The organism is Photobacterium kishitanii (assembly GCF_003026355.1).
Lineage (GTDB): Bacteria > Pseudomonadota > Gammaproteobacteria > Enterobacterales > Vibrionaceae > Photobacterium > Photobacterium kishitanii.
Genome location: NZ_PYON01000026.1, coordinates 20,149 through 44,660, shown reverse-complemented (window position 1 = coordinate 44,660; position 24,512 = coordinate 20,149). Strand labels below are relative to the sequence as shown.

General features: G+C 35.1%; 26 protein-coding genes. 24 read left to right on the top strand and 2 right to left on the bottom strand.

Translation table 11 applies throughout. The features are described from left to right. The first annotated feature begins 158 nt into the window (after window positions 1-158). Both C0W29_RS19775 and C0W29_RS19770 read left to right on the top strand, forming a co-directional pair. Window positions 159-467, top strand: a complete 309-nt coding sequence (locus C0W29_RS19775; protein ID WP_036793601.1) for a PTS fructose transporter subunit IIB — start codon at window positions 159-161, stop codon at window positions 465-467. 36 nt (window positions 468-503) lie between these two features. Beyond that, the gene (locus C0W29_RS19770) at window positions 504-1,265 is read left to right on the top strand and encodes a PTS sugar transporter subunit IIA (RefSeq protein ID WP_045045364.1); all 762 of its coding nucleotides are present in this window, start codon (window positions 504-506) and stop codon (window positions 1,263-1,265) included. 4 nt (window positions 1,266-1,269) lie between these two features. Here C0W29_RS19770 and C0W29_RS19765 read toward each other — a convergent pair whose 3' ends face one another. Continuing rightward, window positions 1,270-2,115 carry a helix-turn-helix transcriptional regulator gene (locus C0W29_RS19765; protein WP_045043325.1) on the bottom strand — a complete coding sequence of 282 codons (846 nt, stop codon included), beginning with the start codon at window positions 2,113-2,115 and terminating at the stop codon, window positions 1,270-1,272. Window positions 2,116-2,279: 164 nt separating this feature from the next. On the opposite strand from C0W29_RS19765, the gene manA reads away from it, so the two are divergent. From manA to aroC, 4 genes are all read left to right on the top strand, one after another. Beyond that, complete coding sequence (gene manA / locus C0W29_RS19760) at window positions 2,280-3,479, top strand: mannose-6-phosphate isomerase, class I (RefSeq protein ID WP_045045365.1); 1,200 nt, start codon at window positions 2,280-2,282, stop codon at window positions 3,477-3,479. A 692-nt stretch (window positions 3,480-4,171) separates the two neighbouring features. Then, entirely contained in the window at window positions 4,172-6,073 is a 1,902-nt protein-coding gene (locus tag C0W29_RS19755) for a fructose-specific PTS transporter subunit EIIC (RefSeq protein WP_045045366.1), read from the top strand. Between the two features lie 106 nt (window positions 6,074-6,179). Beyond that, the gene (locus tag C0W29_RS19750; protein WP_080895430.1) at window positions 6,180-7,262 is read left to right on the top strand and encodes an acyltransferase family protein; all 1,083 of its coding nucleotides are present in this window, start codon (window positions 6,180-6,182) and stop codon (window positions 7,260-7,262) included. 29 nt (window positions 7,263-7,291) lie between these two features. After that, window positions 7,292-8,377: a chorismate synthase gene (gene aroC / locus C0W29_RS19745; protein WP_045045368.1), complete on the top strand. Its 1,086-nt coding sequence runs from the start codon at window positions 7,292-7,294 to the stop codon at window positions 8,375-8,377. A gap of 125 nt (window positions 8,378-8,502) precedes the next feature. Here the strand turns inward: aroC and C0W29_RS19740 are convergent, their stop codons facing one another. Beyond that, entirely contained in the window at window positions 8,503-9,120 is a 618-nt protein-coding gene (locus tag C0W29_RS19740) for a trimeric intracellular cation channel family protein (RefSeq protein WP_045043321.1), read from the bottom strand. A 249-nt stretch (window positions 9,121-9,369) separates the two neighbouring features. Between C0W29_RS19740 and C0W29_RS19735 the strand changes: the two genes are divergently transcribed. The 18 genes from C0W29_RS19735 to C0W29_RS19650 all read left to right on the top strand — a co-directional run bounded on the left by C0W29_RS19735 (window position 9,370) and on the right by C0W29_RS19650 (window position 24,512). Continuing rightward, window positions 9,370-9,921: an elongation factor P hydroxylase gene (locus tag C0W29_RS19735; RefSeq protein ID WP_045045418.1), complete on the top strand. Its 552-nt coding sequence runs from the start codon at window positions 9,370-9,372 to the stop codon at window positions 9,919-9,921. 15 nt (window positions 9,922-9,936) lie between these two features. Next, window positions 9,937-10,194: a YfcL family protein gene (locus C0W29_RS19730; RefSeq protein ID WP_045045369.1), complete on the top strand. Its 258-nt coding sequence runs from the start codon at window positions 9,937-9,939 to the stop codon at window positions 10,192-10,194. Window positions 10,195-10,309: 115 nt separating this feature from the next. After that, window positions 10,310-11,203, top strand: a complete 894-nt coding sequence (locus tag C0W29_RS19725; protein ID WP_045045370.1) for a Wzz/FepE/Etk N-terminal domain-containing protein — start codon at window positions 10,310-10,312, stop codon at window positions 11,201-11,203. A 10-nt stretch (window positions 11,204-11,213) separates the two neighbouring features. Continuing rightward, window positions 11,214-12,293 carry a dTDP-glucose 4,6-dehydratase gene (rfbB, locus tag C0W29_RS19720; protein ID WP_045045371.1) on the top strand — a complete coding sequence of 360 codons (1,080 nt, stop codon included), beginning with the start codon at window positions 11,214-11,216 and terminating at the stop codon, window positions 12,291-12,293. Window position 12,294: 1 nt separating this feature from the next. Beyond that, complete coding sequence (rfbA, locus tag C0W29_RS19715) at window positions 12,295-13,173, top strand: glucose-1-phosphate thymidylyltransferase RfbA (protein ID WP_045045372.1); 879 nt, start codon at window positions 12,295-12,297, stop codon at window positions 13,171-13,173. A gap of 13 nt (window positions 13,174-13,186) precedes the next feature. Beyond that, a complete protein-coding gene (rfbD, locus tag C0W29_RS19710) occupies window positions 13,187-14,080 on the top strand; it encodes a dTDP-4-dehydrorhamnose reductase (RefSeq protein WP_181318122.1) in 894 nt (297 codons plus the stop codon). A gap of 20 nt (window positions 14,081-14,100) precedes the next feature. Then, a complete protein-coding gene (rfbC, locus tag C0W29_RS19705) occupies window positions 14,101-14,643 on the top strand; it encodes a dTDP-4-dehydrorhamnose 3,5-epimerase (protein WP_045045374.1) in 543 nt (180 codons plus the stop codon). Window positions 14,644-14,646: 3 nt separating this feature from the next. Next, window positions 14,647-15,873 (top strand): flippase, encoded by a 1,227-nt coding sequence (locus C0W29_RS19700; RefSeq protein WP_045045375.1) that lies wholly within the window; start codon window positions 14,647-14,649, stop codon window positions 15,871-15,873. A 2-nt stretch (window positions 15,874-15,875) separates the two neighbouring features. After that, complete coding sequence (locus C0W29_RS19695) at window positions 15,876-17,048, top strand: O-antigen polymerase (RefSeq protein WP_107174165.1); 1,173 nt, start codon at window positions 15,876-15,878, stop codon at window positions 17,046-17,048. Continuing rightward, window positions 17,035-17,961: a glycosyltransferase family 2 protein gene (locus C0W29_RS19690; protein WP_045045378.1), complete on the top strand. Its 927-nt coding sequence runs from the start codon at window positions 17,035-17,037 to the stop codon at window positions 17,959-17,961. The genes C0W29_RS19695 and C0W29_RS19690 overlap by 14 nt, the downstream gene beginning before the upstream one ends. Before the next feature lie 53 nt (window positions 17,962-18,014). Beyond that, window positions 18,015-19,112, top strand: coding sequence for a glycosyltransferase (locus tag C0W29_RS19685; protein WP_158260036.1), 1,098 nt, complete (start codon window positions 18,015-18,017; stop codon window positions 19,110-19,112). After that, window positions 19,109-20,230 carry a glycosyltransferase family 4 protein gene (locus tag C0W29_RS19680; protein ID WP_045045379.1) on the top strand — a complete coding sequence of 374 codons (1,122 nt, stop codon included), beginning with the start codon at window positions 19,109-19,111 and terminating at the stop codon, window positions 20,228-20,230. The genes C0W29_RS19685 and C0W29_RS19680 overlap by 4 nt, the downstream gene beginning before the upstream one ends. A 1-nt stretch (window position 20,231) precedes the next feature. Further along, window positions 20,232-20,834 (top strand): sugar transferase, encoded by a 603-nt coding sequence (locus tag C0W29_RS19675; RefSeq protein ID WP_045045380.1) that lies wholly within the window; start codon window positions 20,232-20,234, stop codon window positions 20,832-20,834. Then, on the top strand, window positions 20,767-21,459 hold the full coding sequence (locus tag C0W29_RS19670) for an acetyltransferase (protein WP_235869054.1): 693 nt from the start codon (window positions 20,767-20,769) through the stop codon (window positions 21,457-21,459). The genes C0W29_RS19675 and C0W29_RS19670 overlap by 68 nt, the downstream gene beginning before the upstream one ends. 3 nt (window positions 21,460-21,462) lie before the next feature. Continuing rightward, the gene (locus C0W29_RS19665; RefSeq protein WP_045045382.1) at window positions 21,463-21,690 is read left to right on the top strand and encodes a phosphopantetheine-binding protein; all 228 of its coding nucleotides are present in this window, start codon (window positions 21,463-21,465) and stop codon (window positions 21,688-21,690) included. Between the two features lie 32 nt (window positions 21,691-21,722). After that, complete coding sequence (locus C0W29_RS19660; protein ID WP_045045383.1) at window positions 21,723-22,721, top strand: ketoacyl-ACP synthase III; 999 nt, start codon at window positions 21,723-21,725, stop codon at window positions 22,719-22,721. A gap of 1 nt (window position 22,722) precedes the next feature. Beyond that, window positions 22,723-23,481 (top strand): SDR family NAD(P)-dependent oxidoreductase, encoded by a 759-nt coding sequence (locus C0W29_RS19655; protein WP_045045384.1) that lies wholly within the window; start codon window positions 22,723-22,725, stop codon window positions 23,479-23,481. A 14-nt stretch (window positions 23,482-23,495) separates the two neighbouring features. After that, complete coding sequence (locus C0W29_RS19650; RefSeq protein WP_045045385.1) at window positions 23,496-24,512, top strand: 3-oxoacyl-ACP synthase III family protein; 1,017 nt, start codon at window positions 23,496-23,498, stop codon at window positions 24,510-24,512.

The following is a 24,512-nucleotide window of genomic DNA, read 5'->3' as shown; positions in this document are numbered from 1 at the left end:
ATAGAAACGAGGAAAAGTGAAGGCAATAAAAGCTGCTTAACTTTCCTCGTTTTTTTGAACCTTATTTTTTCGCTACTCGTTACTACTCTTTCCTCTCCCCCCGAAACCTCATCCCTTTTTTCCCTCACCCTTCGTTACTATTTATTTAAGGATTAAAAATGAAAATTGTCGCGGTAACAGCCTGCCCAACGGGTATAGCACACACCTATATGGCTGCGGATGTTCTTAATAAAACCGCGCATCAAATGGGGATAAAGATCCAAGTGGAAACCCAAGGTGCTATGGGCATCGAGAATTTTCTCACGGCTAAAGATATTGCCAACGCAGATATTGTATTAATTGCCTCTGATATTGAAGTTGAACAACGGGCTCGCTTTACTGGTAGCCGTATTCATTGTGTGACGATTGAGGAAGTATTAGTTGATGCAATAGCGGTAATTGAACGTTGTCAGCAATTGTGTCAATAATTGTGATTACGTCACAGCTCTACTAAAGGAATAATGATGTTAGAAAGACGGATCACATTCTATTGTGGTGAAGCAGGGCTACCTTCTTATCAACTTAATCAACTCAAAAAGTTAACCACTTACTTTCAATCAAAGGTTGAGTTATTTAATGTTAGTCAGCTTACTCGCGCTCCAATATCACAGCCCTTAAAAATGTTGTCATTAGCCAATAAACCGTACGCTTTATGCCAGTTAATTATCAAAGGCAATGATGCTGAATTAGCTAACTTAGTGTTAACTGACTTTATTGGCCAATATGCGTTATCACTATCACAATTGTCGCCTTCATTACCCTTTAAGATCAGTTTCCCATTAACCAGCATTAGTTATGACGATTGTCGCGCCAGTCATTGTAGTGATAAAGCTGATACGATTGCCCAATTAAGCCAAATGTTGGTGGCGCAACACGTTATTTCTTCAGAACAACAACCCGCATTACGGCAAGCGTTATTAGCTCGAGAAACTATTTCTGCAACGGTTATGGGACCGAGTATCGCACTGCCTCATATTATGCATGAGATGATAGCCACGCCTGCAATAGCGATTGTGTGCCATCACCAGTCTATTGATTGGGGCTCATCTCGAGGCAATATCACTCGAGCTATTGCGATGATATTACCTAAACCACCACCTAAAGCAGTGATCATGGCATTTGCGCAGTTTTCAAAATGTTTATTAAATGATGATTATTGCGCAGCGTTAAAATTCGCTCAACAGCCACAAGAACTTAAAGCATTAGTGATTGAAGCGTTGAGATAGTGGCTTATGCTACCGCTCTATATTCTGATGGCGTTCGACCGGTTTTATTTTTAAATACGCGACAAAAATAATTTACATCGATAAAGCCGCAGCGACTGGCAACTTCAGTTAATCGAAATGGATATTGACGTAACATAAATTTGGCGCGCTCAATGCGAACCCAGCAAATATAGTCAGCTAGCCGCATGTGTCCTTGCTGACGAAATAAGCGTGATAGATGGTTAGGCGTAATATTGAATCGATTAGCAATGGTATCGCGACTAATTGCACGGTGAAAATTCTCTTGGATATAAATACAAATTCCTTGATAGAGATCTTCAGTACGGTTTTTTGATTGATGCAGCGGTACATGCAGCATGTTACGGGTGTAGCTTAGCAATGCTTGCAGTAAATGTTCATCCATCGGCTGTTGTTGAGGTTCGGTAGCTAGCATGTTGAGAGCGGTTAAGATCGGATCAATCGCATGTCCGGTCCATGCTTGAATAGAATGCTTTTGGACATCATAAAACTTAGGGCTATCTTTGGTTTTACTGACCAAACTAAAGCCTAATTGACGCTTACCAAATAATAAACTCAGTACTGAACATTCAGTATTCCAACTCGGTTGGTTCCAACTGTTGGGGGGAATATAGATAGCATCGCCAGCCATTAAACTAATTTGGCAAATGCCATTATCACCATCATCAAGTTGGTTAACATATTCACCTTTAAGCACCAGTTCTAGCCGTGGAAAGTTGACTTGATAGCTAAATTGCGGTGGTTGAGTTTTACCGCCTGCAAACCAAATTCGATTAAAGCTTTCTCGTTCCGTTAAGATTGAGTCGATTAAATTAAAGAAAACATTGTCCATAGTATTCACTTTATATTTGCAGTGGCAGTAGCAGGATTGTTAGTTTGTGCTGAATAAACAGTTTAAGTTTTGCTATAGTGCGGTCAGTTAGCGCATAACGTTAATCATAATGGTTAATGCAATGCCATCAACATTTTGAGCAATAATAACAATAGGACCTGAAAATGACTGACTCTACCCGTGCTGTCTTTTATAAGATGGGTAACGTGATCCAAGATTATGCTTGGGGCAGTGTAACATCAATTGAACATCTGTTTGCTATTCCAAATCCACAGCAAAAACCGCAAGCAGAAATGTGGATGGGTGCACATGCTAATGGCTGCTCAACAATTATTGTTAATGGTGAAACTGTTCGCTTAGCCGATTTTATTGCCACAGATCCAGATGCAATTATTGGCGCAGAAACCCAAGCTAAATTTGCTGAATTACCTTATTTGTTTAAAGTGTTAGCGGCAGAGAAAGCATTATCAGTTCAAGTTCATCCCAGTAAGCATCAAGCTGAGATCGGTTATGCAAAGGAAGAAAAAATCGGTATTGCGCGTAATGCGGCTAACCGTAATTATAAAGATCCTAACCATAAACCAGAACTTGTGTTTGCGTTAACGCCTTATCAAGCAATGAATGGTTTTCGTCAAATTACAGAGATCGTGACATTGTTCCAAACCTTAAATATTGAGGTAATTAGCGATCTTGTTGCGCAACTGGCGGCGAATCAAACTGAAGCGGGTTTAGGTGCTTTCTTTGAAGCGATGCTATCACTGGAAGGTGAACACAAAGACGCGGCAGTTAATGCACTATTAGCTTTCTGTAAGGTAAATCAAGAGCAGCCATTATTTGCGTTATTGTTAGAACTAGCTGAGCAATACCCTGGTGATATTGGTCTGTTTGCACCATTGATGTTAAATGTTCTGACATTACAGCCCGGTGAAGCGATGTTTTTAAGTGCGTGTACGCCACATGCTTACATTAAAGGCACAGGCCTAGAAATCATGGCTAACTCTGATAATGTGTTGCGCGCAGGCCTTACACCGAAATTTATGGACGTTCCTGAGCTGGTGGCGAATACAGAATTTACTAGCATGGCGGTCGATAAGCTATTATTGGCACCGACAGTAGCAGAAGGCGGTTTACATTATCATGTGCCAGTGCCTGACTTTAAATTCAGTGTTTATAAGCAAGTTCATGATATTGCTTTACAAAACACTAGTGCCGAAATCTTGTTTGCTATTGATGCGCCATTGACTGTGACCCACCATAACGGTGAAACATTGACGCTTGAAAAAGGTCAGTCAGTGTTTATTCCAGCATACGCGAAAGCATACTCAGCCCATTGTGATGGTATGTTTGCGCGTGCGTATAACTAAGTAACGAGTTTCGAGTTTTAAAGATTACGAGATTGAGCGATGGGTGAAAGCCTGTCGCTTTTTTTGTGGGAATTATCCACACGTTGTAGAATTATTGTGTTGTCGAGTTTTAGTTTATTCCCACTGGCATTCTTAATGCTCAGGCCTAACCCCGTCATTCCCTACAGTGAATGCCCGCGAGGGCGATAGGGAATCTATTATCCACACGTTGTAGAGTCACTTTATTCTCTGGTGTCTTTGAAGCTCGATCACGCATTGAGTAGATCACGGATAATGGGCTAAGTAAATGCCAAACCCAGAGATCGTGTCACTCGTTTCCCTTGCTACTACTCTTCCTCGAAACCTCGCCGCTCCTTTCTGTGATCTATCGCACTAAAAAACCCCATAATCTGCCAAGTTAAAGCCTTATTTAGACAGTGATTAAAATATTATCCAGTTAAATTAAATGATTTATTTATGCTGCGACTCTATTTTAAGTATTTGATTTATATCAATTTAAATTGGTCTTCAACTTGTTTTATATCAGGTTTGAAATATGAGCGATAGCTCACACTGATGATTCAATGTTACAAATTTCCAGTTAAAGCCTTTTTTATACTCTACTTTATCTACCTGAAAAATCCGACAATATTCCCATGCTGATGGCTGATGCGATGTCATCGAGTCCATAAATAAATCATCGGGGATAAAACATGATTACCACTCTCATCAATGAGCAGTTGATTAACCTCAACCTCAAAGCAACTACCAAAGATGAAGTGTTTGCTGAAATGGCAGATATTTTAGTTCAACAAGGTCGCGTTGCGGATAAAACCCAATTTTTAATCGATGTTAAAGCTCGTGAAGAACTAGGAAATACTGGTTTTGAAGATGGTGTGGCATTACCCCATGCTAAGAGTGCCGCCGTTATTAAACCAGCAGTAGCAATTGGTGTCAGTCGTGGCGGGATTGAATACGGTGCAGAAGACGGTTTGCCATCAAAACTATTTTTTATGATTGCTTCTCCAGATGGTGGCGATAATCACCATATTGAAGTGCTGGCGGAGTTGTCATCAAAGTTAATTGAAGATGGTTTTATCGATGCCTTTTTATCAGCGAAAACATCCGCTGACGCATTAGCATTGTTATTAGCTGAAAAACAAGCCGTAACGACATTACCACAAGATAAAGGTTTATTAATTGGCGTTACTGGTTGTCCTGCTGGTGTAGCACATACCTATCTTGCTGCTGAAGCATTAGAAAAAGCAGCAGCTGAATTAGGCTATGAAATTAAAGTTGAAACCAATGGTTCTATTGGGGTTAAAAACTCCCCGACAGCCGAAGAAATTGCCCGTGCTGAAGCCATTGTGGTTAGCTGTGACAAACAAGTCGACATGGCACGTTTTGCAGGTAAAAAGTTAATTAAAACAGGTGTTAAAGCACCGATAAAAGACGGTAAGGGTGTTATTCAACAAGCGCTAGTTGCGAAACCGTTTGATGCTAATGGTGATGGCTTAGAAGACGGCGAAAGCAAAGTATCTAAAGCGCGTTCAGATCTATACCGTTTCTTGATGAACGGTGTATCACACATGATCCCGTTTGTAGTAACAGGTGGTTTGTTAATTGCATTGGCATTAGCGATTGGTGGACAGCCAACGGATGCCGGAATGCAAATACCACCAGGCAGCATGTGGCAAAAAGTGCTTGATGTTGGTGTCGTCGCCTTTACCTTAATGATCCCAGTACTTGCGGGTTACATAGCGTATGCCATTGGTGATCGTCCAGCATTAGCTCCAGGTTTCATTGGTGGCTGGATTGCAAATAACGGTTCATTCTATGGTGCTGATGCGGGTACTGGCTTTATTGGTGCTATTATCGCGGGTCTATTAGTGGGTTACTTTGTGCGTTGGGTGGCAACACGTAATTACCACAAATTATTACAACCATTAGTGCCGATTCTTATTGCGCCGATCACTGGTACATTATTCATTGCTGGTGCGTTCATCTTTATTATTGGTGCGCCGATTGCTGGCCTAATGCATACCATGAATACCGTCCTAACTGAAATGAGTACTGGTAACGTTATTCTACTGGGTATTGTGCTGGGTGGTATGGCTGGCTTTGATATGGGTGGTCCATTTAACAAAGTGGCGTTCTTGTTCTCTGTCGGCATGATTGCTAATGGTCAAACCCAATTTATGGGAGCAATGGCATGTGCAATTCCTGTAGCGCCATTGGGTATGGGGCTAGCAACTGTGATTGGCCGTAAACTTAATATATTTGAGCAATCAGAAATTGAAGCGGGTAAAGCTGCAGGTGCGATGGGCTTAGTCGGTATCTCTGAAGGTGCGATTCCGTTTGCAGCACAAGACCCAATCTCTGTTATTCCAGCTAACGTATTAGGCAGTATGGTTGCGGCGGTAATGGCGTTCTCATTCGGTATTACGAATAGTGTTGCTCACGGTGGCCCTGTAGTCGCATTACTGGGTGCAATGAACAAACCATTATTAGCACTACTGTGTATGGCTACTGGTATGGTTGTAACGGCACTGGTTGCGGTATCATTGAAGAAATTCCGTAAAGCAAAAGCGGATAAAGTGTTAGCGGTAGCATAGGGACTAGATTTCGAGTACCGAGATGAATAAGAAAGCGATGGGTGAAAGCCTGTCGCTTTTTTTGTGTATTGTATTAGAATGACTTTTTATTTTATGTATTAATCTTATGCAAGAAAATAGTCGTAGATATGGTTCAATAGATGGGTTGAGAGCTATTTTAGCTATATCCGTATTTATTCATCACTATGTAATAACATATGTTTGGAAAACAAAAGGAATATGGGTTAGGCCTGAGTCTGATTTTTATAATCATTTAGGACAAGCGAGTGTTGGTTTTTTCTTTATTATTACCGGGTACTTATTTACAAAAAAAATGATTATGACTAAAAATAATTGGTTAGATTTCTTTATAGGTAGAGTGTTTAGAATTTATCCTATTTATTTATTTGTTACCTTTATTGTTATATTGTATTCATTTTACATGATGAGTTTTAATTTAAACGTTCCAATTAAAAATTTATTATTAGAGTTATTTGACTGGGGGGTGTTTGTTACCCCAAGTATTAATGGTAATAACCATGCTAGCTTAATGTTAGCTGGTGTCACATGGACGTTATCATATGAATGGTTTTTTTATATAATGTTACCATTGTTATATGTTATTTATAATAAGATAAAGCCTCTATTTGTTATCTTGGTATTTGCCATTTTTTATTTTAGTATTAATCCTATTGTTATTGAAATTTGGGTGTGGACATTTAACAGTGTTATGTTCTCATTTTTTGCATTCGGTTTTATATGTGCCCTTATTGAATCAAAAACACAAAAAACAAATATTAATGTAAATAATAAGTATGTATTTTGTATGGCTTTATTTTTGTTATTTTTGTTATTTTTGTTATTTAAAACATCTTTTGGATTTTATCAAAGTTTTATTATTGGCATAATATTTTTATTGTTCACTTATGGTTTTGATTTTAACGGATTATTAAAAAATAAAATAGCTATATATTTGGGTGATATTAGTTATAGTATTTATCTTATTCATGGTTTGGTTTTATATACAATATATACAATATTATTTCCTTCGCTATGTTCAACTTTATCATTTAGCCAATATATGCTTTTGATGCCGCTAGTACTCTTGGTTGTTATTTTTGTTTCATCGATCACTTATCTATATATAGAGAAACCGATGATAAAAATAGGGAAAGATATTAGTAAAAAATTTAAAAATAATGTAAATTAAATGTTGTTATTATATTAGGGGGGTTATTGATGGCTGGAAATACTATAGGACAATTGTTTCGTGTCACCACTTTTGGCGAAAGTCATGGAGTCGCATTGGGGTGTATTATTGATGGTTGCCCACCAGGATTAGCACTCACAGAAGCTGACATGCAACACGATCTTGATCGTCGTCGACCTGGCACCTCAAAATATACCACTCAACGCCGTGAAGCTGATGAAGTTAAAATTCTATCAGGTGTGTTTGAAGGTCAAACCACAGGTACATCAATTGGATTGTTGATAGAAAATACCGATCAACGTTCAAAAGACTACTCTAATATTCAAGATTTATTCCGTCCTGGTCATGCTGACTACACTTACCATCAAAAGTATGGGGTACGTGATTATCGTGGTGGTGGCCGTTCATCAGCACGTGAAACGGCAATGCGTGTTGCTGCAGGTGCTGTTGCTAAGAAATACCTAAAACAAGTACATGGCATCGAAGTACGCGCTTATCTGTCACAAATGGGGGCGGTTAAAATTGATAAGGTTGATTGGCAACAAATCGAACAAAATGCCTTTTTCTGTCCGGATGTGGATAAAGTTGACGCATTTGATGAGTTGATCCGTAATCTTAAAAAAGATGGCGATTCTATTGGTGCTAAAATTACCGTCGTTGCACAGAATATACCTGTTGGTTTAGGTGAACCCGTGTTTGATCGCCTAGATGCTGATATTGCCCATTCATTAATGAGCATCAATGCCGTTAAAGGGGTTGAGATCGGTGATGGTTTTGATGTGGTTGAGCAACGTGGTAGTGAGCACCGTGATGCAATGACATTACAAGGTTTTAAAACGAATCATGCTGGTGGCATTCTTGGTGGTATTTCATCAGGACAAGATATCATTGCTCATATTGCCTTAAAACCGACGTCTAGTATCAGTGTTCCTGGAGAAACGATTACTAAACAAGGTGAGTCGGCAGAGGTGATTACTAAAGGCCGCCATGATCCGTGTGTGGGTATTCGTGCCGTGCCAATTGCAGAAGCGATGTTAGCAATCACTCTCATGGATCACTTACTACGTAACCGTGCTCAAAATGCCGATGTGGTAACAACAACGCCGAAGATATAGAGGCGAGGAAAATAGGTTTCGAGATTACGAGTGTATTAGTAACGAGGAAATAGGTTTCGAGATTACGAGTGTATTAATAACTCGTCACTCGCTACTGCCTTTCCTCGTTCTTGCTTTCCCTGCTTTTAAGCTTTTGCTTCTTCAAACTTAAATACCGGTAAACTCCAGCTAAAGAACACAGCAGCCATGCGTAAGCTAAATCCAACGGTTAATGTAACCAGTGTAGTAATATCAGCCGGTACATTAAAATGCAGCATAGTGAGATACATAATACCTGCTAGAAATGACACCGATGCATAAAGTTCTTTATGTAGTACCATTGGTCTACGGCGAGTGATCATATCGCGTAACAACCCACCAAATACACCAGTTACTACCGCAGCAACCACACAAATAATTGGCGATAACCCCATTGTGATCGCGACTTGGCAGCCAATAATACTAAATACAATCAAACCAATCGCATCAAGAATGATAAAAATCTTATGGAACCGTACTACCCATTTACCTAATACGGTGGTAAGTAAGCCTGCAACACAGGTAATGACTAAATATTGTGGGTGAGCCACCCAACCCAATGGATAGTGACCTAATAAAATATCACGTACTGTACCGCCACCAATAGCGGTTGCACTTGCTACTACCATTACCCCAAACCAATCCATATGGCGTTTACCCGCCGCTAACGCACCAGTCATCGCCTCAGCAGTAATTCCGATAATGTATAAGATAGAAAGAAGCATAATAACTGTGATGCCTGTGGTTAATTATGGGGATGACAATATTGTATTAGTGACGCATCTCAACTTCTAATGAAAATAATTGTTTTTGGGATTAATTGAGCTCATGTAAAAATAATATTTATAGTAACAATATAAATATTGACGATAACTGATAATTTAAAGTGAGAGTTCGCGCTTAGTTATGAAAACCTATATACTTCGTGCGTTAAATAATCATGACACGCTAATTATAATTAAATGAAAACATATATAAAACATGACTATAACGATCTTATTCGTTTGTTTAACTCGGTCTTTTTAGATCGTTTAAATACTGAACTATTATTAGGTGGTGATGATCCAATTTATCTTCCTGCTTCAGAGGAACGTAACCACCATCAAATTATATTTGCACGTGGCTATTATGCATCAGCGATGCATGAACTCGGACATTGGTGTATTGCCGGAGAAGCAAGGCGGTTATTAGAAGATTATGGTTATTGGTACCAGCCAGATGGTCGCAGTGCTGAAATACAAGCAGAATTTGAAGTGGTTGAAATTAAACCCCAAGCTATTGAGTGGATTTTATCAGCAAGTTGTGGGTTTAAGTATCAAGTAAGTTGCGATAATTTGAGTGGTAGCTGTGAGCCTGATAGGGTGGGTTTCACCTTAAAAGTACGTCAGCAAGTTTTCAATTATTTGACTCATGGTATTCCAGAACGTGCCAAAATGTTATCTGATGCATTTCGTGCTTTTTATGGCATTGAGCCATTAACAGTAGCTGATTTTCCTAAGCCGATCCCATTAACAGATCATGCTTAACAACAAGGATAGAATATGATCCACTATTACGAACAAAAGCTATTGCAGCTGATTGATGACAATATTGACAGTGCAACGGATGACGAACTGTTTGCTGGTGGTTATTTACGTGGGCATATCTCACTTGCTGCAGCTGATTGTGAGCAGCAAGGTATTACTGATATTGTGAAAATGCAGCAGACAGTAAAACAAAGTTTGCTGGATGCAAAAAGTGAGTTAAGTCCAAGTGATTGGCAATTAGTTCAGCAATACAGTGATAAATTAATGGCATAGTTGCATGTTATAGCATGCAATCATGAGTAAGTTTAAAATTAGAATTAGTGCTTTGTGGGTGTATAGCAAATCCCAAGGGCGGTAGCGTATTTCTAAAATAGAATGAGTAGCAAATATGGACCTATCTCGAAATCAAACTGATGAAGTTAGTTGTGATCAGATGTGTAGGGTGTTGTGGCAAGGGAAGATCTGGATAATAGTTAGCATTTGTCTTTTTGCTTTGGTTGGAGGGTATTATAGTTTATCAATCAAACCGTTGTGGGGAGTATCTGGGATTGTCTCCTATGCTGAAAATACAAAAATAATTTATGGCAAGAATAAGAATAATCAAGGTTTAGTTGATTCTTATTATTATAAAGGATTAAATGAGAATAAAAAAAATAAGACTATTGATAGTATAATTTCAAATAAAGTTTTATTTGGAAATTTTTTCCCTTTCTTTGAATCTTTCAATAATAAAAAGAAGTTCATATTATCAAGTGAAATAGTAAAAAACTATACACAGAATAAAAAAATAAAATTAGATGATAATTTTATTAATGTCATGGCTAGTAATATGTCTATATCAAAGAGTAAAAATGATATATATAAATTAAAGGTTATAACTGCAGATTCTGAAATTAGTGTTAATATTCTTAAATCATATGTTAGTTTTATTGAAAATAAAATAACTAAAGATAGTCTTTCCAAGTTGAATTTATATTTTATTGAAAATAAATATTTCTTTAGTAATACTATTGCTTTTTCAAATAAAAAAGAAAAAAACTTTGAAACATTTATTAATTTTATTAGTGATATGAATGGTTCTGTTGGGAATATAAGGAAAATAGAGATCATACCGTTTAAGGTGGAAAATATTAACCTTTCTGTAAGGTTAGAAAATCCAATAAAACATTCAATGTCAAAAATAATATTTATATGGTCTCTGTTTTTTATTTTCGGATTAATGTTTGGTGTTTGTTTCGTTCTGATTAAAGATATATTTAACCGAAAAAATAACTATCAATAAGAGGTTTTTAATGAAAATTCTTGTTACAGGTGGAGCTGGTTTTATTGGCTCAGCCGTGATTCGTCATATTATAAATAATACTCAAGATAGTATTGTTAATGTGGATAAATTAACCTATGCGGGAAATTTAGAATCTTTAATTGATATTGAGAATAGTGATCGTTATATATTTGAACAAGTTGATATTTGTGATCGTGCCGAACTAGATCGTGTTTTTGCAGAGCATCAACCTAATGCAGTAATGCATTTAGCTGCTGAAAGCCATGTTGACCGTTCTATTGATGGTCCTGCTGCATTTATTGAAACCAATATTGTCGGCACATATACCATTTTAGAAGCAACACGTGCTTACTGGAATCAATTAGACCAAACACGTAAGACCGTATTTCGTTTCCATCATATTTCAACCGATGAAGTCTATGGTGATTTGGATGGTACGGATGACTTGTTCACTGAAACAACATCGTATGATCCATCAAGTCCGTACTCAGCTTCTAAAGCGTCAAGTGATCATTTAGTGCGTGCTTGGCTGCGTACATACGGCTTACCAACTATTATAACCAATTGCTCAAATAACTACGGTCCTTATCATTTTCCTGAGAAATTGATCCCACTCATTATATTGAACGCTTTAGATGGTAAAGAATTACCCGTTTATGGTGATGGAATGCAAATACGTGATTGGCTATATGTAGAAGATCATGCATGTGCACTGTATACCGTTGTTACCAAAGGTGAGATAGGTGAAACCTATAACATCGGTGGTCATAATGAAAAAGCTAATATTGAAGTGGTGAAAACAATTTGTTCATTGCTTGAAGAATTAGTCCCTAATAAACCTGATGGCATTGCTCAATACCAAGATTTGATCACTTATGTTACTGACCGCCCAGGTCATGATGTCCGTTATGCTATTGATGCTTCGAAAATTGCGCGAGAATTAGGCTGGCAACCTGCTGAAACATTTGAATCAGGTATTAGAAAAACCGTAGAGTGGTATTTAAATAATAAAAAATGGTGGAGCCGAGTATTAGATGGTTCATACAGTTTTGAGCGTTTAGGTACATCAATAAATAATAGCGAGAAATAAAATGAAAGGTATTATTTTAGCTGGCGGCTCTGGTACGCGTCTTTACCCTATTACTCGCGGTGTATCGAAGCAATTACTACCAATTTACGATAAGCCAATGATCTTTTATCCGTTATCAACATTAATGTTAACGGGTATTAAAGATATTTTAATTATTACTACGCCTGAAGATAATGAAAGCTTTCGTCGCCTACTTGGTGATGGTACTGATTTTGGTATTAACCTTGAATACGCAATTCAGCCTTCTCCTGACGGTCTAGCACAAGCATTTATTATTGGTGAAGATTTTATTGGTAATGACAGTGTGTGTTTAGTGCTTGGCGATAATATCTTTTATGGTCAATCATTTGGACAACAACTTAGTCATGCTAAGGAACAAACTTCTCAAGGAATTTCGACAGTATTTGGTTATCAGGTAAAAGACCCTGAGCGATTCGGCGTTGTTGAATTTGATGACAATATGAAAGCCATTTCTATTGAAGAAAAACCTCAACAACCGAAATCAAATTATGCGGTAACAGGATTATATTTCTATGATAATCGTGTTGTTGAAATGGCTAAACAAGTAAAACCATCACATCGTGGTGAGCTTGAAATAACCACACTTAATGAAATGTACTTAAATGACGGGTCATTGAATGTTGAATTGTTGGGTCGTGGGTTTGCGTGGCTTGATACGGGTACCCATGAAAGCTTGCAACAAGCAGCATCATTTGTTGAAACAGTACAAAATATCCAAGGCTTAAAAGTCGCTTGTTTAGAAGAAATAGCATGGCGTAATAGCTGGTTAACAACAGAGCAAGTGCGGTTGTTAGCTGAACCAATGATGAAAAATGAATACGGTCAGTATTTAATGCGTGTTATTTCTGAAGCAAAATAAGAAGTGAATAAACATTGTGAAAGTATTAATTACAGGTAGCAGTGGTCAAGTAGGTAGCTGTTTAGTAAAACAGCTACAATCTTGTCCTGAGATTGAACTTTTAGCTGTTGAAAGAAATAAACTTGATATTACCTCTGAGCAAGATGTAATAAAAACAGTCAATGATTTCTTGCCGACTATTATTATTAATGCAGCTGCTCATACCGCTGTTGATAAAGCTGAAGATGAAGTTGAATTGTCTTATGCTATAAATCGAGATGGCCCTAAATATTTAGCGCAAGCCGCTGAGAAAGTTGGTGCAGCAATATTACATATATCAACAGATTATGTTTTTTCGGGTGATAAACAAGGCTTGTATAGTGAGTCTGATTCAGTTAGTCCGCAAGGTGTATATGGCGAAAGTAAATTAGCGGGTGAAGAAGCAGTTATTAATGCTTGCCCTCGCCATATTATTTTACGTACCGCGTGGGTGTTTGGTGAAGATGGCAATAATTTTGTTAAAACCATGCTTCGTTTAGCAAAGCAAAGAGATTCATTAGGTATTGTTGCTGACCAGTTTGGTGGACCAACTTATGCTGGTGATATTGCTGCGGCATTAATTAAAATAGCGAAAACTATCACTGATTCAAAAAATACATTCAATATTGGTGATTATGGAATTTACCATTTTTCTGGCTTGCCGCATGTGAGTTGGTTCAACTTTGCCCAAGTTATTTATGATAAAGCTGTTACGCAAGGTGTATTAATTAAATCCCCTGATATAAAAGGAATTAAAACTGAAGATTACCCAACACCTGCGAAGCGGCCAGCCAATTCAACTTTAAATACCAACAAAATAACAACAGTATTTAATATTCCAGCAAGTAATTGGCAATCAGCATTAGATCATTTAGTTGATTATGTTTAAGACTAAATTAGAGAAGAATAATGAAAGTTATAGATACTAGCATCCCTGATGTGAAAATTATTGAAGCTACTGTTTTTGGTGATGATCGCGGTTTCTTTATGGAAACATGGAATCAAAAAAAATTTGAAGACTTAGTGACAGGTAAATCAACGAAGTTTGTACAGGATAATCATTCAAAGTCTAAAAAAGGTATTTTGCGTGGGTTACATTACCAAACTCAAAATACACAGGGTAAGTTAGTCCGTGTAGTTTCTGGTGAAGTTTTTGATGTAGCGGTTGATATTCGTAAAGATTCAGCAACGTTTGGTCAATGGGTAGGTGTGTACTTATCTGCTGAAAATAAGCGACAACTTTGGATTCCCGAAGGTTTTGCCCATGGTTTTTATGTTACTAGTGATGAGGCTGAGTTCGTCTATAAGTGCACTGATTACTATAATCCTTCTGCTGAAATATCAATAGCTTGGAATGATTCTAATATTAAGGTTGAGTGGCCTCTATCAAATGAACCAGTGTTATCAGAAAAAGACGCCAATGCCTTAGAACTTATAATGTTGGATTATTAACAAATGTACAAGAATACACTGTTTAATATTATAGGCATGTTGATTCCAGGACTTATATCTATACCAGCTATGGCATATTTAGCGCGAGGACTAAATGTTGAATTGTTTGGTATTTTGATGCTGTCATTTTCAATCCTAGGTTATAGTGGATTATTTGATGCTGGTATAACAAGAGCAGTCATTCGAAAAATAGCGACTCAAGATGAATTAGATTTTGATAAAAAGATAATGGGAACAGCATTAGTTTCGGTGTTTTTTATATCAATTATTGCAGCTGTTGGTATATATTTCGGCTCAAGAAATATAACAAGTTTATTAAATGTAACCTCAAATGAAGTTGTTGATGTTACATCATCTATAAAATGCTTAAGTATTATTGTACCTTTCTTTCTCGTTGGTACTGTTGCTTTTGCATATCTAGAGGGTAAACAAAAGTTTCTAGAGTTAAATAAATATAAAATATTTACAGGAACAATAATCTCATTATTTCCTGTAGTTTCTGTATTTATCCATAATAGTTTGTTTTCTGCTATTGTTGGGTTGTTAATTGCGCGAGTATTAGTCTCTTTTGTTGCCTTTTATTCCTGTTCTAAATATTTAGGGAAGGATTTCTTATGTTTCAAGTGGGATATATTTTATGAGTTAATAACATTTGGTGGATGGATAACATTATCAAATATTATCAGTCCTTTAATGGTATATGCTGATAGGTTTATTCTATCTAATATAATGGGAGCAGACAAAGTAGCCTTCTTTGCTGCACCCACTGATTTAATTCAAAAGATAAGTATTATTCCTGGTGCATTAGCTAAAACAATTTTCCCATATTTTAGTAAAAATTCAGATGATAGTAAAAAAATTGCCAGACAAGCATATATTAGTTTAAGTATTGTGTTATTTGCTATATTAGTACCATTGTTTGTTTTCTCTAAAGAAATATTATCATTTTGGCTTGGTAGCGAATACGGTATAAATTCTACAGTTGTATTGAAAGTTTTAATTGTCGGGTTTTTCTTTAATTCGCTCGCTCAAATACCATTTTCACGAATTCAAGCTTTAGGGAGTTCTAAATTAACCGCATATATTCATATGGTAGAAGTAATACCGTTCTTTATGATTCTCTTTGTTTTAGTTCATTCATATGGGTTTGTTGGGGCTGCTATAGCTTGGAGTATTCGAGTTATTATTGATTTCATTGTACTTGAATATTTTTCTAGAAAGATGCTTTAATTATGAATTACTCAATATATGCAACATTTATTATTACATTCTTTTGTGTCATTGCATATTATAAAAGGATGTCATTATTCTCTCCATTAGTCCTAAATTGTTTTGCTTGGGGGGTAAGTTTTGTTCCCGGTATCTTTTTTTACACAGATTATTACCCTATAACCAATAGTGTATTTACAGCTTGGATGGTATGGTTTTTTATAACGAGTATATTATTTATAATATTTGAACCCCAAAAACCAGCTAGATTTAAAGAATTATGTAACTCAAAATTAGAAATAAGATTTAACTATCAATATGTGGTTTATATACTTGCTTTTATTCTAGCATATAGAATATGGGTTGTGGGAAGTAGTGGTCAATCTCAATTTTTCTTGAATTTAAGGTTGGCTACGATGAATGAAATAGGTTATCAAACCATTGGTCTTATTGGGCGATTTTATCCGTTAATTCTTGCTCTATTTGTTTTTGAAAATATATATGAAAGTAAAAAAAATCAGGCTAAACGTATAGCGTTATGGGTATGGATGGCACTTTTTGCATTAGCTGTAATGGGTAAGTTTGCTATATTGACACCAATATTAATTTGGATCGGAATTAAAATATCAAAGAAAGAAATAACGGTAAAAAATATATTTATCATTGTGATTTTTACTGTGTTGTTTATGATTTTTATGCAGTTAATAAGGTCAGATGGTAAAACTAGCGTTGATTATTTTAAATTGTTATCTGTATATACATACTCTCCCATTGTAGGGTTAGGGTATGTGAACTTTAATTTATCTCCACTTTTTGGTGCTAATTCACTACGATTGCTTTATGCGATAGGTTATGCATTAGGTTTAAATGGGCCCCCTGTTAATTTAATCTTTCCTTATGTAGAAATACCAAATTTAACAAATGTTTATACAGTATTATATCCATTTTATATAGATTTCAAAATTGGAGGTGTACTTATATTTTCAGTAATATATGGCTGTGTGTTTGGTTTGTTATATAAAGGGGTTAATTTTAAAAATACTTTCTTTATAGCATTATACTTTATTTTTATTCCTGCATTATTCACTCAGTTTTTTGTGGAAAGTTTATTTTCATTATTATCGTTTAATATACAAGTCACGTTTTGTCTATTAGTTATATTTATAATTTCAAGGAAGAGTGATGCAAACTGTTGATATCTTAATGGCAACATATAATGGTTCTGATTTTATTAGAAATCAGATCTTATCGCTACAGCAGCAAACAGATGTTAATTGGAAGTTGTTTATTCGTGATGATTTTTCTACTGATAATACAGTAGCGATAGTTAATGAAATTTCTAGTCTTGATTCAAGAATAATATTAATTAAGGATGAGCTTGGAAATATAGGGCCAGGTAAAAGTTTTATTGAGCTAACTAGATACTCTGAATCAGAATATGCTATTTTTTGTGATCAAGATGATATTTGGTTTGAACGCAAAATTGAAAATTTAAAAAAATATGCAAATATTAAATTAAGAGGAGATGTACCTGGATTAGTGTATTGCGATGCTTATGGATATAATAGCAATAAAGGGGTTATTACATTGCCAAGTATTTCTACTGTTAGAGCCGAAAACCTAAATGAATTTTTGTTTTTTAACTCTGGTTATCAGGGATGCTCTATATTATTTAATAAGTTTCTATGTAACATGTTGAAAGAATATACTGCCAAATTCTATTTACATGATGATATTACTTCTCTTATCGCTCATGTTTTTGGTGATGTTCACTTTTTAGATGACAAATTGATGTTATATCGTCAGCATGATAAAAATGTCACAGGTAATGTTAATAATAATGATATTCGAAGTATAATAAAAAGAGCATTGAATACGGATGGCGCTGTTTTAACTAAACTGCATTATGATGAAAAAAAATGTTTTTATGATTTTTATAAAGATTCAATATCAATAAAAGATAAAGAGTTGTTTAAGGCTTACTTTAAATATCCTGAGTTATCTTTATTTAATCGTTTACTTTTAATAAATAAATATGGATTTAAATTAGGGCAGTATAAATTTAGATTATTATTTAAGACATTATTTCAACGTCCAATAAGTAGATAGTTTGGATTGTAAGTTACTAGATATACTGTTGTTATAATAGGATGTTAATAGGAATGAAAATTTTATTGGTAATTACTGGGTTAGGCATGGGTGGTGCTGAGAATTTAGTTGTAAACCTAGCTGATAAGTATGTAGAGCAAGGGCATGAGGTTGTAATCGCTTATGCTTTCGGTGATGCTGTTGTTACTCCGAAGAATGAAAATATTCAACTTGTTTCGCTTGGTGTGAGTAGCTATAGCGATTTTTTTTCTGCCTATTTTAAATTAAGAGCTCTTGTAACAAAATTCCAACCAGATGTTATTCATAGCCATATGATACATGCTAATTTATTAGCGCGCTTGGTACGATTAACAATAAAGATTCCTCGATTAGTTTGTACTGCACATAATACAAATGAAGGTGGTCGTTTGCGTATGCTTGCTTATCGAATAACTGATGGGTTAGCTGATATTTCAACTAATGTTAGCCAAGAAGCAACAGATAAGTTTCTTGAGTTGGGAGCCGTTGCAACTGGACGAATGATCACAGTGTTAAATGGTATCGATACTGATACATTTTTGTTTAGTGAAGAGAAAAGAATAAAATATCGTAATCAATTTAAAATTAATAAGGATGAAAAATTAATTGTTGCTGTTGGTAGTTTAAATCCACGAAAAGATTACCCTAATTTACTTAACGCTATATCTATAGTTGTAGCCAATAAATTAAATGTTAAAGTAAAGATTATTGGTGACGGCCCATTAAAGGATAATTTATTACAGTTAGTTTATGAATTAAATTTAGCTGATGTTGTTGAATTTGTAGGTATAAGCCGTGATGTTTCTGGAATAATGTCAGCAAGTGATCTATTTGTTCTATCGTCATCTTTTGAGGGCTTTGGGTTAGTCGTTGCTGAAGCAATGGCGTGTGAAAGGCCTGTGGTTGCTACAGATTGTGGAGGTGTGAAAGAGGTTGTTGGAAGTATTGGCAAACTCGTAGCTCCTGAGAATTCAGATGATCTTGCTAAAGGAATCATTGAAGTTTTGAGCAAATCAGAACAAGAATTACAGCAATTAGGTAAACAAGGACGACAACGTATGCTAAATAGATATTCTTTAGGTTATGTTGTTGAGCAATATATAAATTTATATAATCGGAGTAAGGTTGAGTGAAAATACTCCAAGTTACCACCGTCGCGACAACATTAAATGCATTTCTTTTACCTTATGCAAAAGCATTTAAAGCTTTAGGGTGGCAGGTTGATGCTGCAGCTGAAGGTGTAAATGATTTTCCTAATGTTATTGCTGCACACGATAATGTTTATAATATTGATTTTTGTCGTAACCCTCTAAAAATAAAACAGTTACTTGCATCTGTTGTTCAAATTCGTCGTTTAATCAAGCGTAATGGTTATGATGTTGTACATGTACATACACCAATAGCTGCATTTTTAACACGTTTAGCGACGGTTGGTTTAACAAAGACTAAAATTTTTTATACGGCACATGGCTTTCATTATATAAATACAAATACCAAAGTTAAGAATTTTATTTTTTATTTGGCAGAAAAAATAGCTTCGTTTAAAACAGACTATTTGTTTGTTATTAATAATGAGGACTACAGGTTTGCGATTGATAAAAAAATAGCGAAAAAAGATAAAGTCACCAAAATATATGGTATTGGTGTTGACGAAATTTTATATCAGTTTAATGAAGATATGCGAATTCAAAAACGTCGGCAGCTAAATGTCGAGAGTGAATTTGTTATTTTGCAAATAGCAGAACTAAATGATAATAAAAATCAGCAACAAGTATTGCATGCTCTAGCGAAATTAAAGCAGCTGCAACTTGGCTCTTTTAAATATATATTGGCAGGTGTTGGATCAGAATTGCAATTATTAGAACAACTGACTAAACAACTAAATTTAACTGATGATGTTCAATTTCTTGGATTCAGAAATGATGTACAAGACTTAATATCAGCTTCTGATGTTGTGTGCTTATCATCTCAACGAGAAGGGTTACCTCGTTGTATCATGGAAGCTATGTGTGCTGAGCGTCCAATTATTGCGAGTAATATCCGTGGCTGTAATGATTTATTATCATCAGGCTGTGGCGAGTTAGTTAAATATAATGATACTGATGCTTGGGTTGAGGGGTTTACAATACTTATTCGAAATCCAGAGTTACGCCTAATAATGGGTCGTAAAGGGTTACAAGAAATCAAAAAAAATTATACAGAAAAAGATGTTGTCAGTTCGGTTATTGATATCTATCAAAGGTATGTTTAGTATGAAACGTCTATTCGATATTGTTATTTCAAGTTTTGCTTTGATTGTATTATCTCCAATAATTGCTATTACTGCTTATTTTGTACATAAAAAGCTAGGATCACCTGTTTTATTTCGTCAGGCTCGTCCTGGACTCAATGGTAAGTCATTTGAAATGATTAAATTCCGTTCTATGCGAGACGCTATAGATAAAGAAGGTAATTTATTACCTGATAGTGAACGGTTAACTTCTTTTGGTGCAAAATTGCGTTCAACCAGTTTAGATGAACTTCCTGGTTTGTGGAATGTACTAAAAGGTGATATGAGCTTGGTAGGACCTCGACCATTATTAGTCGAATATCTACCTCTTTATAGCGTTGAGCAAGCACGCCGCCATAATGTTCGTCCTGGAATTACGGGATGGGCACAAGTTAATGGACGAAATGCTATTTCTTGGCAAGAAAAATTTAAACTCGATGTGTGGTATGTTGATCATCAATCATTATTGTTGGATATCAAAATATTATTATTAACAGTTAAAAAAGTTTTTTTAAAAGATGGAATTACTGCTGCTGGTAGCCAAACGGCCACAGCATTTACTGGGAACGATGATGATAAAAGGTAATTTATATATATTGGGAGCGGGTGGTTTAGCTCGAGAAATTTATTCATACCTAAAAGAGTCTAATTATATATATGACGGCTATACTTTTTCTGGTTTCTTAGATGATAATGTGAATGCTTTGATGGAGTATAATTATTCACATAAGATTGTAGATGAACTATTTACTTCAAAATTGAATGATAATGATGTAGTTATTATTGGTGTTGCATCTCCTAATATTAAAGAAAAATTATTTGAATATTATAAAGATGAAAGTTGCAGTATTATTACCTTTTATCATACCAGTTCAAAAGTTGGTTTGAATTCAACTGTAGGTATAGGCTCCGTTATTGGTCCATATAGTGTGATTACATCAGATGTAAAAGTTGGTAATTGCTGTACGATAAACGCATTGTCAACAATTGGTCACGATGCATCTTTAGGTGATTATTGTACTTTGAGTGGACATTGTGATGTGACTGGTTTCGTTTCTCTTGGTAATAAAGTATTTATGGGAAGCAGTGCTGCTATTATACCTAGTAAAAGAATTAGTGATAATGTTATTATTGGCGCTGGTAGTGTTGTTATTAGTAATTTAAAATCTGGGATTACTGTTTTTGGTAATCCAGCAAAAAAAATAAGGTAAAATATGTCTACTGAAAGTAAATTATTAGAAATTATTGCTGAAATTATTGAAGTTGAAATTGAAGATATTTCTTTGGATACGGAACTAAATGAAGAAAATTGGGATTCATTAGCAGTTATTACATTTATTTCTGAAGTTGACTCTGAGTTCGATATGGTAGTTTCACCATCAAAAGTTAGTGAAGTATCTAAAATTTCAGATTTATTAGAACTTATCGAAAATAACAAATAAAAGGAAGGCACTCGAAAGAGTGCTTTTAAAAAATGATAAAAATTAATGATGTTTCAATATCTAGTATTTCTTCTTGTGTGCCTAAAAATATAATTAGTAACTCTGAATTATCTGTTAAATATAGTAGCTGTGAACTGGATAAATTAATATCAAGTATTGGTGTTAATACTCGACATATAGCTCCTAATTTAATGACATCATCTGATTTATGTTTTTCAGCTGCTCAACAATTAATAAATAAAAATAATGTTGATCTAAATGATATAGGAGCATTAATTTTTGTCAGTCAGACACCGGACTATCAACTTCCTGCAACTGCATGTGTCTTACAGCATAAACTTGGTTTGCCTGTAAATACAATAGCATTTGATGTCAATATGGGATGTTCTGGTTACGTATATGGTCTCTATATTGCATCATCGCTTGTTAAATCGGGCATGAAGAATGTTTTATTACTTGTTGGTGATACAATAAGTAAAATAGTTAAACCTGGTGATAGAAGTACTGAACTATTATTTGGTGATGCAGGTACAGCATCATTAATAACAGCTAAAAAGGGTTTTGATATTTGTTTTGAATTAGGAACTGATGGTTCAGGTTTTGAACATATTATAGCGAATAAAAAGATGGAGCCAGATGCAATTATTCGAGGTATGAAGTCAGCATATTTAGAAATGAATGGAGGTGAGGTCTTCTCCTTTACATTAAAACGGATACCAAAATTAATTAATGGTTTTTTATCTTCGTTAGATATTAATAGTGAAAACATTAATGCTTGTGTATACCATCAAGCCAATCGCTTTATGATTAATCATTTATCAAGAAAAAGTAAATTTGAACCTAAACAAGTTCCTATTAGTATTGATCAATTTGGTAATACGAGTTGTGCATCTATTCCTCTGACATTATGCTCTCGTAAAATAGATTCTTATAAGAATCTATTGTTAGTTGGTTTTGGTGTTGGTTTATCTTGGGGGGCTGTTTACTTAGATCTTTCAGATACAATTTTATTACCAGTGCAGGAAATTTAATATGATAGAGAATTTACTTACAGCTAAAAAAGTATTGGTAACTGGAGCATCTTCTGGAATAGGTAAGGCTATTGCTATTTTCTTTAGTCAACAAGGAGCACAAGTTATACTTTCTGGACGTAACAAAGAACGTCTTGATGAGACATTAAAGCTTTTGACGGGTGACGGTCACATAATATTTAGTTCTGATATATCAAAAATAGATGATTTGAAGGCATTAATGGATTTTAGCTTCAATAGTTTTGGTGCTTTAGATTCTATTGTTCACTGTGCTGGAATACAAAAAACGTTACCTCTTCAAGCTATTAAAGAACAGCAATTTGACGATATTTTTAATATAAATGTAAAAAGTGCTCAATTTATTGCGAAATTTTTACGCCGGAAAGGTCGTTATAATGTAAATGGTTGCAGTTTAATTTATATTAGTTCTGTTGCTGCTTTTTGTGGTGAGCCAGCAATATCAACGTATTGTGCATCAAAAGCTGCTTTAATTGGATTATCTAAATCACTTGCCGTTGAATTAGCTAAAATAAATATTCGTGTTAACACCATCTCTCCAGGTGTTGTTCAAACGAATATGGTAGATGGTTTAAAGCAGCAGTTATCAGAAGAACAATATAACCAAATATTATTAAATCATCCATTAGGGTTAGGCAGGCCTGAAGATATTGCACACGCTGCTGCGTATTTAGCAAGTGATTTATCTCGTTGGGTTACGGGTTCAAATTTAATTGTTGATGGCGGTTATAGTACTCATTAATAGGACATTTTTTAATGAAAGCAATTATTATGCAAGTTGCAAGTTACCTGCCTGAATATATACTTACTAATGATGAATTAGCTATAACGTATCCAGAGTGGAGTGTGGATAAAATTTATGATAAAACTGGGATATCAGCTCGTCATATTATAGCTGAAGATGAAACTTGTTCTGATATGGCAATCAAGGCAGCCGAGAAAATATTTGAAACAAATAAGATACAACGATCAGAGATAGATTTTATTTTATTATGTACTCAAAGTCCTGATTATAAATTACCAACAACTGCCTGTATTGTTCAAAAAGCTTTAGATATACCTACAACATGTGGTGCTTTAGACTTTAATTTAGGATGTTCAGGTTATGTATATGGTCTCGGTTTAGCAAAAGGATTAATTGAATCAGGTCAAGCCAATAATATATTGCTGATAACATCAGAGCTTTATTCTAGATATATCTCACATGGAGATAAAAGTGTAAGGACATTATTTGGTGATGGAGCTACTGCAACATTATTATCAGGTGTCCAATCAGATATGGATAAAATTGGCCCATTTGTTTATGGTTCAGATGGTAGCGGACAAGATAATTTAATTGTACCCCATGGCGGAAGTAAATATCCTATTGATATTCAATCGTCTGAAGTTTTTAGTGACAATAGTGGTAATTCTCGTGCTCTTAATAATTTATATATGAATGGCGGTGAGATTTTTACATTTACACTAAAATCCGTTGCTAAAGTTGTTTTTGAATTATTAGAAAAGGCTAATATTAATTTGCATGAAATTGATTACTTCGTTTTTCATCAAGCTAATAAATTTATATTAGATAAATTGTGTAAAAGAATAGGTATTACACCTGAGAAGTTTTTAAGATCATATGAAAGTTATGGCAATACAGTTTCATCATCAATCCCATTAGGTTTAGAAAAAGCAGTATTAAATAATAAATTTAAATCAGGGGATAAAATATTGATTGTTGGCTTTGGTGTTGGTTATTCATGGGCTGGAACTATTATTACTTGGAGTTAA